The following is a 15,468-nucleotide window of genomic DNA, read 5'->3' as shown; positions in this document are numbered from 1 at the left end:
GTGTGCCACCAGGCGTCCCGAGTGCATGGGACGCCTGTCCCGCTCAGACCGGGAATATCCGGCCTGATGGGGGCGCACCCGTCGATCGTGTCCGGCGGGACGGCGTCCCGCTTGAGCACCCCCCTACTCGGTTCGGCCCGGCATCGCCAGCGCGGCGACCGCGCCCGCCGCGCACAGCACGGCGGTGATGAGGAAGATCTCGGTGTACTCGGTGTGCAGGACCGCCTTCAGCGCCGCCTCGTAGCCGGCCAGCCGCCGGGCGAACTCGTCCGCCGCGACGCCGAACGGCAGCGGCGTGTCCAGACCGGCGGTGAGCGAGCGGAACCGGTGGAACCCCCACGCGGACAGGGCGGCCACGCCGACCAGCATGCCCATCATCCGGGCCACCACCACGGCGGCGGAGGAGACCCCGTGGCGTTCGGCGGGCACGGTCCGCAGCACCGCCGACGACACCGGCACGATCACCAGCCCGAGCCCGAGCCCGGCGACGACGAGATCCACGTCCACCCGGGTCAGGTGCGCGCCCAGCTCCACCGGCCACTGCCAGATCCTGATATATCCGGCGACGGCGATGGCCATCCCGGCGACCGACACCACCCGCTCCCCGAACCGGCGCGACAGCCACCCCCCGGCCAGCGCCGCCACCGCCAGCGCCGCCAGGAACCTGCTCAGCACCAGCGCGCCCGCCACCGGCTCCACGTTCAGCAGCGTCTGCGCCAGCAGCTGCACGTTCACCAGCGTCACCAGCAGCGCGGCCCCCGCCAGGAAACTCACCCCGAGCGTCGCCAGCAGCGGCCGCTTCGGCACCCCCGACAGGTCCAGCAGCCGGACCGGCGACCTGACCTCCCACAGCACGAACAGCACCAGGGCCACCGCCCCCGCCAGCACGCACGGCACCCCCCAGGACGGCAGCACGGTCACCTCCGGCGTGGGGTTGTACAGCCCCGCCACCAGCAGCCCCAGCGCCACGGCCAGCAGCGACCCGCCGACCACGTCCACCCGCACCCGCGTCTTGTACTGCTCTCGCCCGCCCGGCACCCCCCACTGGACCGCGATCGCGGCGGCGGCCGCCAGCGGCAGGTTCACCCAGAAGATCGTGCGCCAGCCGAACAGGGGCAGGCTGGCGAGGGCGGCGCCGTACAGAGGGCCGAGCACGCTGCCGATCTCCTGGGCGGCGCCGACCACGCCGAGCGCGATCGAGCGCTCCCTGACGTCCCACAGGTCGCCGATCAGCGCCATCGTGACGGGCAGCAGCGCGCCGCCGGCGACGCCCTGCAGGGTACGGCCGGCCACCAGCAGGGGGAGCGAGTCCGCGAATGCCGTGAGCAGGGATCCGGCCGCGAATCCGGCCAGGCAGGCCTGGATGAGGGGGCGTCTGCCGTACCGGTCGGAGAGCTGGCCGAGCAGCGGCATCGCGGCCACGTAGCCGAGCAGGAACCCGGTCACGATCGGTGTCGCCCGTTCCAGCCGGTTCAGCGGCACGTCCAGGTCCATCGCGATGTCGACCAGGATCGTGACGACCACGTACGCGTCCAGCGCCGCCAGCAGCACGGCCGCGCCGCCGACGCCCAGGGTGACCCTGCGACTCCGGCTGATCGCGGTCACGACAGCGGGGGAGCGGTGACCGTCACCGGCGCGTCGTAGTCGGCCAGGGCCACGCTGATGGTGCCGCCGGTGACCGGCAGGTCGATCCTGGTCAGCCTGCTGGTGGCCTTGTCGATCAGGAGGGTGCCCGTCGCGGTCTGCGCGATCCCCGGCACCACCTTCTTCAGCACCTCCGGCGGCAGCGTCACGGTCACCTTGTACGCGCCGCCCTCCTCGCCCTCCACCTTGGCCCCGGTGGCGCCGGCCAGCAGCTCGGGCACGCCCGCGATCACCGTGCCCGGATCGTAGAAGGCGGCCAGCTGCGCCCGGGTCATCGACTTCTGGAACCCCCCGGTCGGGCCCTTCAGATAGACGTCCTCACCGACCAGCACGAACTCGAACTCCTGCAGGGTGCCGATCAGCTCGATCTGAATCGACCCCTTCGCGTCCCCGGCCCTGGTCAGGCTGCCCTCGGCCTGCCTGACCTGCACGGCGGGCTTGCCCTCCGTGCTCAGCGTGAAGGCGACCGTCTGGACGGCCGCCATCGCGGCGCCCGACTTCGCCAGCAGGCCGGGCCCGTCCGGCAGGTCACCGCCACCGCCGCACGCCGCCCCGAGGAACAGGCTCACGCCGGAAAGTATCGTCCAGAGGATTCTTCGCACAGCCGGATCGTAGCCACTCCCGGGCAAAGCGGGGCGGACCCGATCAACGCCGGTCGCTATTTGCCCTGAAGCTTGGCGATGACGGGCGTGTAGATCCCCTCCAGCTCGGCCACCTGGCCCGGCGTGAGCAGGTCGATGAAGTGGCGGCGCACGCCCGCGACGTGGTCCGGCGCCACCCGCTGGATGGTGTCCCAGCCCTTCCCGGTCAGCACCGCGAACGTCCCCCGCCGGTCGTCCTCGCAGTTCTCCCTGGTCACCAGGCCCGCGTTCTCCATCCGGGAGATCTGGTGGGACAGCCGGCTGCGCGACTGGATGGTGGCGTCGGCCAGATCGCTCATCCGCATCCGCCGCTCCTGGCTCTCCGACAGGTTGACCAGAATCTCGTAGTCGTTGAACGACAGTCCGTATTCCTGCAGCTCGCGGTCGAGCCGATGGGTGAGGAGCCGGTGCGCCGCCAGGTGGGCACGCCAGGCCCGCTGCTCAGCTGGGCTCAGCCAGCGCGGATCTGCCATCCCTCCAGCATAAAGATCGAGTACGCCTGCCGCGTACACCGGCGTGAGCCGCCCGGTTACCGGGCAGTCGCACGGCATGAGCGAAAGCCTCGGGACGGTTCTGGTCGCGGGCGCGGTCAACCTGTCCATCGCGGCGGCCAAACTGGTCGCGGGCGTGCTGAGCGGCTCGGCGTCGATGATCTCAGAATCCGCGCACAGCGCCGCCGACACTGTCACCGAGGTCCTGCTGTACACCGCCATCCGCCGCAGCGAGCGCCCCGCGGATCCCGCCCACCCCCTCGGTTATGGCCAGTCCGCCTACCTGTGGGCGCTGCTGGCCGCCTGCTTCACCCTGGTGGCCGGGGCCGGCTTCTCCGTCACCCACGGCCTGCACACCATCGCGGACGGCGAGGACCTGAGCGATTTCGGCGTCTCCTACCTGGTGCTGGCGATCGCGTTCGCGCTGGAGGGCGTCTCCCTGGCCCAGGGCCTGCGGCAACTCCGCCGGCTGGCCGCCCGCTGGGACACCAGCCCGGCCCGGGTGCTGCACGGCACCTCCGACACCATGCTCAAGGCCGTCGTCTTCGAGGACGTCGCCGCCCTGGTCGGTCTGCTCCTGGCCGCCGCCGGTCTCGGCCTGGCGCAGCTCACCGGGAACGTGCTGTGGGACGGCCTCGGCTCGGTCGCGATCGGCGTCCTGCTCTTGGTCGTCGCCGTGCTGCTGATCAAGAGCAACACCAGCCTGCTGATCGGGCAGGCCGCGCCGGCCGCCGTGGAGGAGGGCATCCGCGCCGAACTCCTCGCCCTGCCCGAGGTCGAACGGGTCGTCGAACTCATCACGATCATGCTCGGCCCCGGCCGCGTCCTGGTCGCCGCCAGAATCGACTTCCTCGACGAAGCCTCCGGCGCCTCCCTCGAACGCGCCTCGGCCGAGGTCGAACGCCGCCTCCGGACCAGATTTCCGGAGATCAGACAGGTTTTCCTGGACCCGACGTCATCCGGAGAAGGCCCGGTCTAGCGGAAACCGTGGCGCGGGTGCGCCGCCCATGACCCGAGGCCCGATGAGACCGTGGCCTGGGCATTCAGCCGCCCATGAGCCGGAGTTCGCCCGGCTCGTTGAGGATCGCGGTGGCCATGACGGTGCCGGACGTCCATTCCAGGAGGTGGCGGCCGTCCCACTCGTGGGTCCGGCCCTCGAAAGGGAGCTTGGACAGGTCCACCTCGCGGAGCCGGTCCAGGGCGAGTTCGCCCCGTTTGACCAGGGCTTCCTTGCGGACCCACTGGCGGATCAGCCGGCGGTTGTCCAGGCCGACCAGTTCGGCCTCGGCCGGGGTGAGCGCGAGGGCGATCAGGTTCTCGTCGGCCTGGCCGGCGGTGGCGTGCTCGGCGTCCACGCCGACCTTGCCGATGCCCGCCGCGGCGGAGACGTAGCCGGAGGTGTGGGCGAGGCTGACCGACAGTTCCGGCGCCTCCGCGATGGACGGGCGGCCGTGGGCCTTGCCGCAGCGTTCGCAGGACTGGACCAGGGTGAGCACGCAGGCGCGGACGCACAGGAGCACGGCCGCGCAGTGCCGTACCAGCAGGTGGGCGGCGACGAAGTCGAGCCGGTCCTGCTTGCGGGTGAATCGCTCGGCTCGGTCCCGCTCGGCTTCGGTGAGCGTCCCGCCGACGGCGTCGAGGACTTCGTCGGTGTAACCGGCGACGACCAGAGGGGCGCGCATCACCCAAGCCTAAATAAGGCTTGTGTCGATCAAGTGAACTACAGGGGGTAGTGGGATTCACCCGCCGGACGCGGACGGTGACGGTTCGGCCCGTGGCCTGCCGTCGGGGTCGGTGAGCGTCTCGTCGGACGCGCCGATCGCGTTCACCTCGTCCACCAGCCAGCGGCCCCCGCTCCAGATCAGTTTCTCCTCCAGATACGTCCCGAGCATCCGGCGCGTGCCCGCCGAACTGGTCACCTGCGCGTCACACACGACGATCACCTTCGCCCGCCCGTCCCCGACCTCGCCCACGTAGGCGTCCCGGCAGGTCGCCACCGCCCTGGCCTTGAGCTGCGTGATCACCCCTTCCAGCCCGCCGGTGAACGCCTCGTCGTAGGTCTTGGCGAAGTCGTCCCCCGCCCGGCTGAGCACCCCGTCCCTGGCCGCCTGCAGATTGGCGTAGTCATAACCGAGCAACGCCTCCCCGAACGAACTGGCCGCCAGCGCGACCGCCTGCCTGGCCGACCGCTCCTCTTCCAGCACGCCGGCCTCCCGCCACAGCATCACGACGGCTGCCCCCGCCCCGGCGAGCGCGGCGGCCACCACCGCCGCGACGATTCGCCGCCGGGTGACCGCGCCCAGTTTGCGCCCACTCCCGGCTCGGGCGGGCTCGCTCGCGCCTTCTGCGCGGGATCCGCTGACGGGTTCGGTCTGGGCTTCTGCGGCTGCCCCGCCAGCGTTCGCGGGCTGGGATTCCGCGGCGGGCTCGCGCACGCCATCGTTCTCGGCCTCTGGGAAGGGCTTGTCGGCGGGTTCAGCTTCGGTGAGGAGTTCCGGCTCGTTCGTGTCTTTGGCGGGGGGCTTGGTGCCGGGCAGGATCTCGGCGTCGGGGCGGGACTTGGGTTGGGTCTGGGAGTTGATCATGGGGTTTGCCTCCTGCGGCCTACGGCGAACCAGCCGATGGTGGCGCCGGTCAGGGTGACGGCCGCGAAGATCGCGATGGTCAGGGGTAGATTGCCCGAGTGGGGTTCGGGGCTGGCGAGGGGTGGCGTGGGGGTTGCCGTGGTGGTCGTGCCGGCTTTCGTTGGTACGGGCTGCGGGGTTGGGCAGTTGGGTTCTTCCGCCAGGAGGCCGTCCGGATTGGCGGGGTCGGCGGCTGCCGGGGGGTTCTCGTAGGGCGGTTTCCAGGTGGACGGAGGTTCGGGGCAGCCGCGTAGTCCGGGAACCGGGGGCGGGTCCTTCGGCACGCGGTATTCCTCGGCGACCCGGGGTCCGCTGGGCACGCTGAAGATGAAGGTGGCGCGGGCGTAGTCGCCTTCGGGGCGGACGACGGTGATGTCGTCGGCCAGAGCCAGAGCGGTCGGCACGATCCCCAGCAGATGACGGATATGTGCCTCATTCCGGGGCGTGAAGACGACGTGGTGGACGGATCCGCCCGCCGTGAGCACGCACGAGAGGCCGGGCCTGGCCGTGTGCAGCAAGTAGTCGATCTGCCGGAACGTCCGCGGGCCCCTGTCCAGGAAGACGTTCAGGTCCTCGCGGGTCCGCCGCAGTGAGGTCGTCACCGCGTGCAGATCCGACAGCCCGGCGGCCAGTTTGTCGCGCCGGCCGGCCAGCGTCCCGGTCAGCCGGGTCAGCTCTGTCGCGAGTTCGTCCAGCGTCGCCGCGTTCCTGGCGACCGTGTCCGTGATGTCGTGCGCGTCGTCGATGATGCTCCGCAGCGACCCGGCCCGGCCGTCCAGCCCGGTGGCCAGTTCGTGCGTGATCGTCCTGGCGTCCTCGGGCGGGACCGCGTTGAGCAGCTTCCCGACGCCGTCGAACAGCTTCCGGTATTCGATCGGCACCGAGGTCCGCCCCAGCGGGATCACATCCCCGGCCGCCAGCACGTCCGGCCCGATGGTCTCGGGCGGCGTCAGCTCGACGTACGGCTCCCCGATGGCCGATTTCCGCCGTACCTCAGCAGTCACCCCCGCCGGAATCCGGAAATTTCGGTCTATGTTTAGGTCCACGATGATCTTGCCTGGTGCCAGGCGGACATCCCCGATCCGGCCCACCCGCACCCCCAGGTACGCCACGTCGAACTTCTCCACCAGCCCCGGCGAGGACGCGAACTCGGCCGTGACGCGATACGGCCGGGTGATCGCGTCCAGCTGGATCACACTCGTGAACGCCCACACCGTCATCACCACACCGAGTACCGCGAAACACACCAGATTGATCACCACCCGCGGCTTCACGGCACCCGCCCCGCACCCGGCAGCGGCGGCGTGAGCAGCAGCGTGAGATCGTTCCGCGCCTCGGGCGCCTCGGCGGCGTCACCTCGGCCGTTGAGCAGCCCCCGCAGCCACACGTAGATCAGCATCTGGTCGTTCGCGGTGATCGGCGGCGTGTCGATCCAGCGCCGCAGTTCGGCGATCATCGCTTGCAGATCGTCCTTACCGCGCAGCAGAGTCCCGGCGATCGCGTCGAGCCGCGTCAGCAGCACCCGCAGCCGCTCCGCGTGCCGGGGATAGAACACCAGATTCCCCGCCTTCGCGAACGCCGTCAGCGAAACGATCGTCTTCTTGATGTGCCGCCGCCCGTGCGCGAGCCGCTCTGTCGCCCGCTCCACCGTGCCCGGCAGCCGATCCAGCTCCGCACTGCCCTTCTCCAGATCCCGCCCCAGCCGGGCCAGCCCGTCGATGGTGGTGGCGATGTCGGCCCGCGCGCCCGCCCAGGTCGCGGTCACCTCGGCGGTCTGCCGGATCAGCCGGTTCACGTCCCCGCCCTTCCCGGCGAACGCGGTCGAGGCGGCCTCCAGCACCGCGTTCACATCCTGCGCCCCGAGCGCGTCGATCAGCGGCCCGGCCGCCTCGGTGACCTGCTCGATGTCCGGCTCCACCGACGTCCGCGTGATGGTCGCGTCCTGGGCCAGGAACGGCCCGGTGACCAGGTCGGCGCCCTCCGGCAGGGCCAGCTCGACGTAGTTCTCGCCGAGAATCGAGGTCTTGGCCACCGCCGCCACGGTCCCGGCCGGAATCCGCCGCCGCAGCGACATGGTCACCCTGGCCCGGTAGCCGTCCAGCCGGATGCCGGTGACCGAGCCGATCCGCACGTCGGCGATCTGCACGCTGTGCCCCGCCACCAGGCTCTGCACGTCGTCGAAGGTGGCGTTGAGCGTGACGTCCCCGGTCGGCGCGCCCACGGTCTGGATCGAGCACGCGGTCGCCAAGGCCACCAGGGCCAGCGCGATCCTCCTCATCGCCGCTCCCACCGGGAGAACAGGTCGCCAATACCAGCCATGGCGTTGAGGGCCAGCGCGATCCTCGTCATCGCCGCTCCCACGGGCAGTTGCTCAGTTTTCCTGGCAGGCACTGCACCTGGCCCAGGCCGAGCGCGTCGAACAGCGGCTGCAGCCAGGCCCGGGTGACCCCGCTCAGCACCAGCCGGATCTTGATCAGGTGGTTCTTCCGGTCCCACGACTCGACCATGACGTCCGAGAACCGGGACGCCCCCGCGAGGGCCTCGGCGACCGATCCGCTGTTGGCCTTCAGGGTCAGCACCAGCTCGCCCAGCGCGGCCACGCCCTTCGGCAGCCGCTCCTGATACGCCTCGATGAGCACGTCCCCGCGCCGGACGAACCCGGCCAGCCCGCGCACGAAGCGCTGGATCCGCAGCCGTTCCTCGGCCAGCGTGGCGCCGGCGTCGGCGAACGCGTCGATGGTGGTCTTGACCTGGGTCTCCCGCCGGTTCAGGCTCGACGCCAGCCGTTTCAGCCCGGCCGCCAGCTCGATCAGCTGCTCGTCCTGGCCGGCCAGCGTCCTGGTCAGGTCGGCGGTGCCGGCGAGCGCGGCGTTGATGTCCTTCCCCCGGCCGTCCAGGCTGGTGGCCAGGTTGCCGGCGACCTTTCCGATCTTGTCGGGGTCGAGGGCCTCGGTGAGCTTGGTGAACGCCGCCAGCGCGTCGTCGATCTCCACCGGCAGATCGGTACGCTCCAGCGGGATGACCGCCCCCGGCCCGAGCTTCGCCATCCCCGGCTTCCACGGGGGATAAAGGACGACGTTCCGCTCACCCAGCGTGTTCTGCGGAGCCACCACGGCCTTCACCTCCGCCGGCAGCGGGATCTGGCCGTCGATGGACAGGTCCACCCGTACCCGCCTGCCGTCCACGGTGATCCGCTCGACCAGCCCCGCGTCCAATCCCATCACCTTCACCTTGGCCTGCTCGTACAGGGCGGGCGCGGCGGCGAAATAAGCGGTCAGCCGGTAGGAGTCCGGCCCGGACGAGCAGCCTCCCAGGGCCGCCAGCAGCACCAGCGTGAGCAGGATTCTCATCGGCGGTCCTTCAGCGTGCCCAGGATCTCCGGGTCGATCGGCCCGAGGCCGGTGGCGATGGCCTCGATCCACGGTCCCTGGCCGCCGATCGTGGACAGGCCGGAGAAGGTCGGGCCGATCCAGGCCAGCGTCGTGTTCAGCTTTCCGTTCTGGCGTTCCAGCCGTTCGCCGATCGCGCTCACGTCGTCGACGAGGGCGATCAGGCTCTTCTCGTGCCGGTCGATCAGCAGGGTCATCGACGTCACCAGGTCGCTGCCGTCGCCGAGCAGGGTGCGCAGCTCGTCCCTGCGGCGTTTGAGTTCGGCCAGCATGATCTGGATGGCGTCGATCAGCCGCCCGAGCTCCTTGTCCTTCTTCTCGACCAGGCCCATGATCCGGGTGCCGTTCTCGATCAGTTTCCGCAGTTCCGGTTCGCTCGCGCTGATCGTGTCGGCCAGTTCGCCGACGTTGGCGAGGAGCCGGGTGATCCGGCCGCGCTCGCTGGGCTCGATCTTCGCGATCTCGCCGAGCAGCCGGTCGACGGCGTCGGTGTCCAGCCGCCGTACGAGCCGGGTGGCGTCGTTGAGCGCGTCGTTGACCAGTAGCGGCGTGCCGGTCCTGGCCAGCGGCACCCGCCGCTGCTCCTCGGGCAGGTCCGCCAGGTACGGCGCACGCACCGGCCCGGTCAGCCGCACATACCGCCCGCCCAGCAGGTTCGACAGGGTGATCTCGGCCCTGGTCTGGCGGCCCAGCCGGATCCCGTCCGCCACCCGCCAGGTCACCACCACGTGCCCCTGGCCGTAGTCGGGCCGCACCTCGGTGACCTCGCCGACCACCACGCCCGCCACCCGGACGTCGTTGCCGGTCTTCAGCCCGCCCGAGTCGGCGAATATCCCGGACATGGTGTAGCCGCCCTCGAACAGGCCGAGCGTGCCGGCCAGGAACGTCCCGGCCAGCACCGCGCCGATGACCGCGAGCGAGACCACGCCGACGGCGACCCGGTTGCGATCCCGGAAGGACTTCATCATTGACCCACCAGCAGGTCGCGCAGGTTGGCGCTGGTCACCTTGGTGTTGCCGCGGGGGAGCGGCGGGGTGCGCATGCCGTACGGGCAGGGGGCCGGGCCGAGGGCGAGGCAGGGGACGGCGGTGGTGAGGAAGCGGCCCCGGCCGGTGGTCTGGTACGCGCGCCGGAACAGCGGCTGCACGGTGGTCATCACGGATTCGATCTCGCCGACGTGGCGGCGCACGCCGGAGGTGAGGCCGGCCAGCCGGTCCACCACCCGGCCCAGCTGCCCGGCGTTGGCGCCGAGGATCCGGTCGGTGGTGGCGACCGTGGCCGAGATCTCGGCCAAAGCGTCGTCGACGAGGGCGCGGTTGTCGGCGAACGCGTCGCTCAGCACCACCAGGTTGTCGACCAGGTCGCCGATCTGCTCGTCCCGGCGGGCGATCACGCCGGTCACGGTGGCGTAGTCGGCCAGCAGCCCTTCGATGATCTTCTTGCGGGCCGCGATGGTCGTGGTGAGCGTGTCCACGTTCCCGACCAGGGCGGGGATGTTGCGCTGGTTGCCGTGCAGGGCCTGCGCGGCGGCGGTGAGCAGCTGGTTGATCTGCTCGGGGTCGAGGCTGCGGGTGAGCGGGCCCAGATCCTGGATGAGCTGGCCGATGTCGACCACCGAGGCCGTCGCGGTGATCTCCGCGCCTTCTGCCAGATACCGGGGGGAGCGGCCGGGCAGCAGGTAGACGACCCGCTGGCCGATCGCGTCGCGCCACCGCACGGCGGCTTCGGTGTCGTCCGGCACCCGCACCTCGGCGGCGAAGGACATGGTGACCTTGGCCCGGCCGTCGACGACCTCGATCGTCTCGACCTGCCCTACCGGCGCGCCAGCGATCTTCACCTCGTCGCCTTCGCGCAGGCCGGACACGTCGTCGAAGGTCGCGCTGATCAGATACCCGGACCCGAATCCGACCCGGGCGATCTGCCCGCCGATCAGGGCCAGCAGGGCGAGCGCGGCCACCGCGAACACGCCGAGCTTGGCCAGGGTCCCGCCTCGTGGCATCGCTCTCACCCGGCCTCGCAGACGCCGGCGAACAGCTGGCAGATGTCGCTGAGCAGGAACGCCTGCACGCCGAGCTGCCGGGTGCCGTCCGGGCCCGGCGCGGCGATCAGGCGGTTCAGGCGGGCGAGGAGTGAGTCCAGGCCGCGTACGCCGTCCCCGGCCACGCCCAGCTGGCGGTAGACGATCGCGGCGGCGCGCTCGCCCGAGTTGACGGTCGCGCCCAGGTTCCCGCCGTGCTGGCGCAGGCCGTGCGCGCCCAGGTCGGCGATCGAGCTGATCTCCTTCAGCAGCACCCGGATCTGGCCGGCCCTGGCCTCCAGATCGGGGAGCACGGCGTTGGTGTCGGCCGCGATGCCGACGATGTCGCCGCCCTTGCCCTCCAGCGCAGTGGACAGCGCGGCGGAATCCCGCAGGAAGACCCGGGCGTCCCGCCGATGCCGGTGGGCGACGTCGATGATCGTGCCGGTGTCGCCGAGGATGTCGCGCAGCTGCTCGCCCTTGCCGTCCAGCCCCCGGCCGAGCGTGTGGACGATCACCGTCAGCTCCCGCGGGTCCACCGCGCGGAGCGCGCCGTAGGCGTCCCCGAGCGAGTCCGACAGGTCCTTCGGGTCACGCGTCCGCGTGATCACCGCCCCGTCCGCCAGGTACGGCCCCGCGCCCTCGTGCGCCCCCGGGACCAGGTTGACGAACTTGGGCCCGAAGACGGAACTCGGCTCGATCACCGCCGTCACGTCGTCGGGCACCCGGACGCCCTCGTCCACCCGCAGCACCACCTCCGCCCGGCCCGCGTCGGTCAGCCGAACCTCGCTGACGCCGCCGACGGTGATGCCGCGGATCTTCACCGGCGACATCGTGTCCAGGCCCTGCCCGGCATGCCCGAACACGGCCGTGTGCCGGGTTCCGCCGGGCTGTGCCGTACCCCAGATCAGGAACACCGCCAGAGCGGCCACGGCGGCGGGGACCAGCGCTCTCATCCGGTCAGCCTCACGCTTCCGCCGTCACCCCAGAACAGGTACGACAGCAGCAGGTTGAGCAGCACCACCGTGATGATCGACTGCCGGATCGCCCGCCCGGCCGCCACCCCGACGCCGGCCGGGCCGCCGGAGGCGTGGAAGCCCTGGTAGCAGTGGATGACCACGACCGCGAACGCGAAGATCGCCACCTTGGTCACGCTGTACACGATGTCGATCACCGGCAGGTTGAGCGTGAAGTAGTGGTCGTAGCCCCCGGGAGCCATCCCGAAGACCTCCACACACATGAACCGCGTCGCGAAGAAGCTCGCGAACAGCGCGATCAGATAGATCGGCAGCAGCCCGATCAGCGTCGCCACCACCCGCGTGCACACCAGGTAGGTGAAGGCGTTGATGCCCATCACCTCCAGCGCGTCGATCTCCTCCGAGATCCGCATCGCCCCGAGCTCGGCCGTGAACGCCGACCCGACCTGCGCGGCCAGCGCGACCGCCGTGATGATCGGCGTGACCTCCCGCACGTTCGCGAAACTGGCCACCAGCCCCATGTACGGATCCGCGCCGATCGCCTGCAGCCCCTGATACCCCTGCAACCCGACGGTCGCCCCGACGAAGAACGCCATGGTGAACACCACCAGGACCATCCCGCCGCCGACCACGGTCGCCCCGACGCCCACCACCACGTCACTGACCTGCCGCAACACCACTTTCAGGTACTTGAGCCTCAGCACGATGTCGCGCAGCGAGTAGAACACCACCCGCACCGCGAACAGCGGCAGGTAGCCGGCCATCAGTACGCCCTCGGCGGGTAGGCGAGGAAGTAGATCGTCGAGATGACGTAGTTGAGCGTGAACACCAGCAGGAACGTCACCACGGTCGCCTTGTTGACCGCCCGCCCCACCCCGGCCGGGCTGGTGTCGCACTTCATCCCCATCGAGCAGGACACCATCGCCGCCACGAACCCGAAGATCCACGCCTTGAACAGGGTGACCAGCAGGTCGCTCAGCGACAGCAGCCGGGTCGCGCCGTCGAAGTAGGCCCCCGGCGTGGTGCCCTGCACGATCACGTTGAAGAAGTAGCCGCCCCCGGCCGCGGCCAGGATGACCAGCGGCACCAGCAGCACCGCCACCGTGCTGGCCGCCCACAGGCGCGGCGTGACCAGCCGGTGGATCGGGTTGACCGCCATCGCCTCCATGGCGGCGAGCTCGTCCCTGATGTGCCGCGCGCCGATGTCGGAGGTCATCGCCGACCCCCCGGCGCCCGCGATCAGCAGCGCGGACGCCATCGGCGCGACCTCCCGGACCGTCCCGGTGAAGACCGCGCTCCCGGTCGCCGACTGCGCCCCCAGCTGCCAGGCGAGATCACCCACCTGTAGGGCGACGGTCGCGCCCAGCGGCAGCGAGACCAGCAGAACCGGCACACTGGTCACCCGGGTCAAGAACCAGCACTGATGGACGAACTCCCAGAACCAGGACCGAACATCCCAAGTCCTGCGAAATCCCTCAAGTGTGATGATGAACAGGTCGCCGACCTGCCCCAGAGTGCCCGTGAGCCGTGCCATGACCACCCCATTCCGGAGGAGTCACCCTACTGACGGGCAGTCCAGTAATTAGCCGCTTTCGCGAAAATCAGGGCAATAGTGTGGCCAGCCACGCCTCGATTCCGGACGCTTCGCGGGGGAGCCCTCCGGACATCAGGCGGGCGCCGTCCGCGGTGATGACGAGGTCGTCCTCGATGCGGACGCCGACGCCCCAAAGCTCCGGCGGCAGGGTCAGGTCGTCGGGCTGGAAGTAGAGGCCGGGTTCGACGGTCAGGACCTGGCCTTCTTCGAGCACCCCGTCCAGGTAGGTCCCGGCGCGGGCCTTCGCGCAGTCGTGCACGTCCAGGCCGAGCATGTGGCCGCTGGAGCAGAGGGTGTAGCGGCGGTACCGTCCGTCGGCGATGTCGGCCGTGGCGAGGAGTCCCCAGTCGTGCAGGCCGGCGGCGATCACGCGCATCGCGGCCAGGTGGAAGTCACGGAACCTGGCGCCGGGCCGGAGGGTGGCGATGGCGGCCGACTGCGCCGCGTACACCAGGTCGTACACCCGGCGCTGGACCGGGCTGAACCGGCCGGAGAGCGGGAAGGTGCGGGTGACGTCGGCCGTGTAGAGCTGGTCGGTCTCCACGCCCGCGTCCAGCAGGAGTAGTTCGTCCGGGTTGAGCCCGCCGTCGTTGCGCATCCAGTGCAGCACGGAGGCGTGCGCGCCCGACGCCGCGATGGTGTCGTAACCGACGCCGTTGCCCTCCAGGCGGGCGCGCAGGCCGAAGATCCCCTCCACGTGCCGTTCGCCGCGCGGGTGCGCGAGGGCCTGCGGCAGCGCCTTCACGACGTCCTCGAAGCCGCGCGCGGTGGCGTCCACGGCGTGCTGCAGTTCGGCCACCTCCCACTCGTCCTTGACCAGCCGCAGCTCGGACAGGAACGTGGCGAACTCGGTGTCCCCGTCCCCTGCGGAGATCAGCGCGTCCACGTTCGCGTCGACGCCGCGCAGCACCCGTGCCTTTCCGGCCGGTACGGCATCCGCCAGCCCGTCGATGTGCGCGCAGTCGACCTGGTAGAGCGCCGCCGCCTCGGCCAGATCCGGGCGGCGTCCCACCCACAGCTCGCCGTAACGGCGATCCCGGTAGAACTCCTGCCCCGCCGACCGCGCCGACCGCGGCCGGACGAGCAGGCGCGCCGACCCACTCGGATCGATCACCAGCACGTCGTCCGGCTCCTGATCGCCGGTCAGGTACACGAACGCGCTGTCCGCACGGAACCGGTAGTCCATGTCGTTGCTGCGCACCTTGAGCCGCCCGGACGGAATGACCAGATACTCCCCGGGAAACCGTTCCGCCAGCCGGGCCCGCCTCTTGGCCGTGTACGCGGAGACCGCCAGCGGCCGCGGATCGGCCCGCCTCGTGTCCGCCCACCCCTCCGTCATGAACGCGGCCAGCTCGGCCCCAATCGGCAGATCATGACTCCCGACGTTGAGCTCCCCCACGAACACCCCTCCAATGCCATTTCACATTTTATCGGCACGTTAAGGGAAATTTCGGGACATGGGAAGGGGAAAGTGGGCATCTGGGAGCCTTGACGCAGGGTCACCGGGGGTTGTCCCCTGTGGGGACAGGATTTGCCTTTTCGGACGCTTAGTCAGGATCCGAAAAGGGGATCCCCACCTGTACCCCCGGCAGGAAGGGTGTGGTGTCGGTTGCTGATCGGTACGATCTTGCAGGGTAAAGGAGCCGGTGTCGTCACCGTGACTCCGCAAGCTACGGTCGCGGAGTTGCTCGGTGTGCTCGCGGAGCGGAACATCGGCGCGGTGGTGGTCTCCGAAGACGGGATGACCATCGCCGGAATCGTCTCAGAGCGTGATGTCGTGCGGCATCTCCACCAGCGTGGCTCGGATGTCCTGGGCGGCCCGGTCTCTTCCATCATGACCTCCGAGGTGCGCAGCTGCGCCCCGGACGCCAACGTGGAGGACCTCCGCCAGACCATGACCAATCATCGGATCCGGCATGTCCCCGTCGTACGGGACGGACGGCTCATCGGCATCGTCAGCATCGGCGACGTCGTGAAAAGCGCCATCGAGGAACTGGAATCCGAACGGGAGCACCTGGTCGGCTACCTGCGCGGCTGAAACCACGTTCGTCAACGGGACAGGCCCGGCGGGATTCCCCCGCCGGGCCTGTC

At 70.5% G+C, this 15,468-nt stretch carries 16 protein-coding genes; 2 read left to right on the top strand and 14 right to left on the bottom strand.

Annotation, left to right across the window (positions count from 1 at the left end; genetic code table 11):
* Positions 1–123 precede the first annotated feature (123 nt).
* The 3 genes from Acor_RS08400 to Acor_RS08390 are packed head-to-tail and all read right to left on the bottom strand — an operon-like array spanning position 124 to position 2,758.
* Positions 124–1,605: an MFS transporter gene (locus Acor_RS08400; RefSeq protein WP_246238495.1), complete on the bottom strand. Its 1,482-nt coding sequence runs from the start codon at positions 1,603–1,605 to the stop codon at positions 124–126.
* Entirely contained in the window at positions 1,602–2,246 is a 645-nt protein-coding gene (locus Acor_RS08395; protein ID WP_155335981.1) for an LppX_LprAFG lipoprotein, read from the bottom strand. The genes Acor_RS08400 and Acor_RS08395 overlap by 4 nt, the downstream gene beginning before the upstream one ends.
* 56 nt (positions 2,247–2,302) lie before the next feature.
* The gene (locus Acor_RS08390) at positions 2,303–2,758 is read right to left on the bottom strand and encodes a MarR family winged helix-turn-helix transcriptional regulator (RefSeq protein ID WP_155335980.1); all 456 of its coding nucleotides are present in this window, start codon (positions 2,756–2,758) and stop codon (positions 2,303–2,305) included.
* A gap of 76 nt (positions 2,759–2,834) precedes the next feature.
* Between Acor_RS08390 and Acor_RS08385 the strand changes: the two genes are divergently transcribed.
* On the top strand, positions 2,835–3,755 hold the full coding sequence (locus Acor_RS08385) for a cation diffusion facilitator family transporter (protein WP_155335979.1): 921 nt from the start codon (positions 2,835–2,837) through the stop codon (positions 3,753–3,755).
* Positions 3,756–3,819: 64 nt separating this feature from the next.
* Here Acor_RS08385 and Acor_RS08380 read toward each other — a convergent pair whose 3' ends face one another.
* The 11 genes from Acor_RS08380 to Acor_RS08330 form a co-directional block, all read right to left on the bottom strand.
* The gene (locus Acor_RS08380; RefSeq protein ID WP_155335978.1) at positions 3,820–4,458 is read right to left on the bottom strand and encodes a 4'-phosphopantetheinyl transferase family protein; all 639 of its coding nucleotides are present in this window, start codon (positions 4,456–4,458) and stop codon (positions 3,820–3,822) included.
* Positions 4,459–4,515: 57 nt separating this feature from the next.
* Positions 4,516–5,361 carry a hypothetical protein gene (locus Acor_RS08375; protein WP_155335977.1) on the bottom strand — a complete coding sequence of 282 codons (846 nt, stop codon included), beginning with the start codon at positions 5,359–5,361 and terminating at the stop codon, positions 4,516–4,518.
* Complete coding sequence (locus tag Acor_RS08370) at positions 5,358–6,674, bottom strand: MlaD family protein (RefSeq protein ID WP_155335976.1); 1,317 nt, start codon at positions 6,672–6,674, stop codon at positions 5,358–5,360. Before Acor_RS08370 ends, Acor_RS08375 begins: the two co-directional genes overlap by 4 nt.
* Positions 6,671–7,678: an MCE family protein gene (locus Acor_RS08365; protein WP_155335975.1), complete on the bottom strand. Its 1,008-nt coding sequence runs from the start codon at positions 7,676–7,678 to the stop codon at positions 6,671–6,673. The genes Acor_RS08370 and Acor_RS08365 overlap by 4 nt, the downstream gene beginning before the upstream one ends.
* Positions 7,679–7,745: 67 nt before the next feature.
* Positions 7,746–8,750 (bottom strand): MCE family protein, encoded by a 1,005-nt coding sequence (locus tag Acor_RS08360; RefSeq protein ID WP_155335974.1) that lies wholly within the window; start codon positions 8,748–8,750, stop codon positions 7,746–7,748.
* On the bottom strand, positions 8,747–9,757 hold the full coding sequence (locus tag Acor_RS08355; protein ID WP_155335973.1) for an MlaD family protein: 1,011 nt from the start codon (positions 9,755–9,757) through the stop codon (positions 8,747–8,749). The genes Acor_RS08360 and Acor_RS08355 overlap by 4 nt, the downstream gene beginning before the upstream one ends.
* Complete coding sequence (locus Acor_RS08350) at positions 9,754–10,788, bottom strand: MCE family protein (protein ID WP_155335972.1); 1,035 nt, start codon at positions 10,786–10,788, stop codon at positions 9,754–9,756. The genes Acor_RS08355 and Acor_RS08350 overlap by 4 nt, the downstream gene beginning before the upstream one ends.
* A 5-nt stretch (positions 10,789–10,793) precedes the next feature.
* Positions 10,794–11,762, bottom strand: coding sequence for an MlaD family protein (locus Acor_RS08345; RefSeq protein ID WP_155335971.1), 969 nt, complete (start codon positions 11,760–11,762; stop codon positions 10,794–10,796).
* A complete protein-coding gene (locus Acor_RS08340; protein WP_155335970.1) occupies positions 11,759–12,547 on the bottom strand; it encodes an ABC transporter permease in 789 nt (262 codons plus the stop codon). The genes Acor_RS08345 and Acor_RS08340 overlap by 4 nt, the downstream gene beginning before the upstream one ends.
* On the bottom strand, positions 12,547–13,317 hold the full coding sequence (locus Acor_RS08335; RefSeq protein ID WP_155335969.1) for an MlaE family ABC transporter permease: 771 nt from the start codon (positions 13,315–13,317) through the stop codon (positions 12,547–12,549). The genes Acor_RS08340 and Acor_RS08335 overlap by 1 nt, the downstream gene beginning before the upstream one ends.
* A 67-nt stretch (positions 13,318–13,384) precedes the next feature.
* Positions 13,385–14,776 carry an aminopeptidase P family protein gene (locus Acor_RS08330; protein ID WP_246238494.1) on the bottom strand — a complete coding sequence of 464 codons (1,392 nt, stop codon included), beginning with the start codon at positions 14,774–14,776 and terminating at the stop codon, positions 13,385–13,387.
* A gap of 210 nt (positions 14,777–14,986) precedes the next feature.
* Between Acor_RS08330 and Acor_RS08325 the strand changes: the two genes are divergently transcribed.
* On the top strand, positions 14,987–15,415 hold the full coding sequence (locus Acor_RS08325; protein WP_155335968.1) for a CBS domain-containing protein: 429 nt from the start codon (positions 14,987–14,989) through the stop codon (positions 15,413–15,415).
* The last annotated feature ends 53 nt before the right edge of the window (positions 15,416–15,468 follow it).

This window comes from Acrocarpospora corrugata (genome assembly GCF_009687845.1).
GTDB lineage: Bacteria > Actinomycetota > Actinomycetes > Streptosporangiales > Streptosporangiaceae > Acrocarpospora > Acrocarpospora corrugata.
Note: the sequence above shows the minus strand (reverse complement) of the source record. Positions and strands in the feature narration are given on the sequence as shown.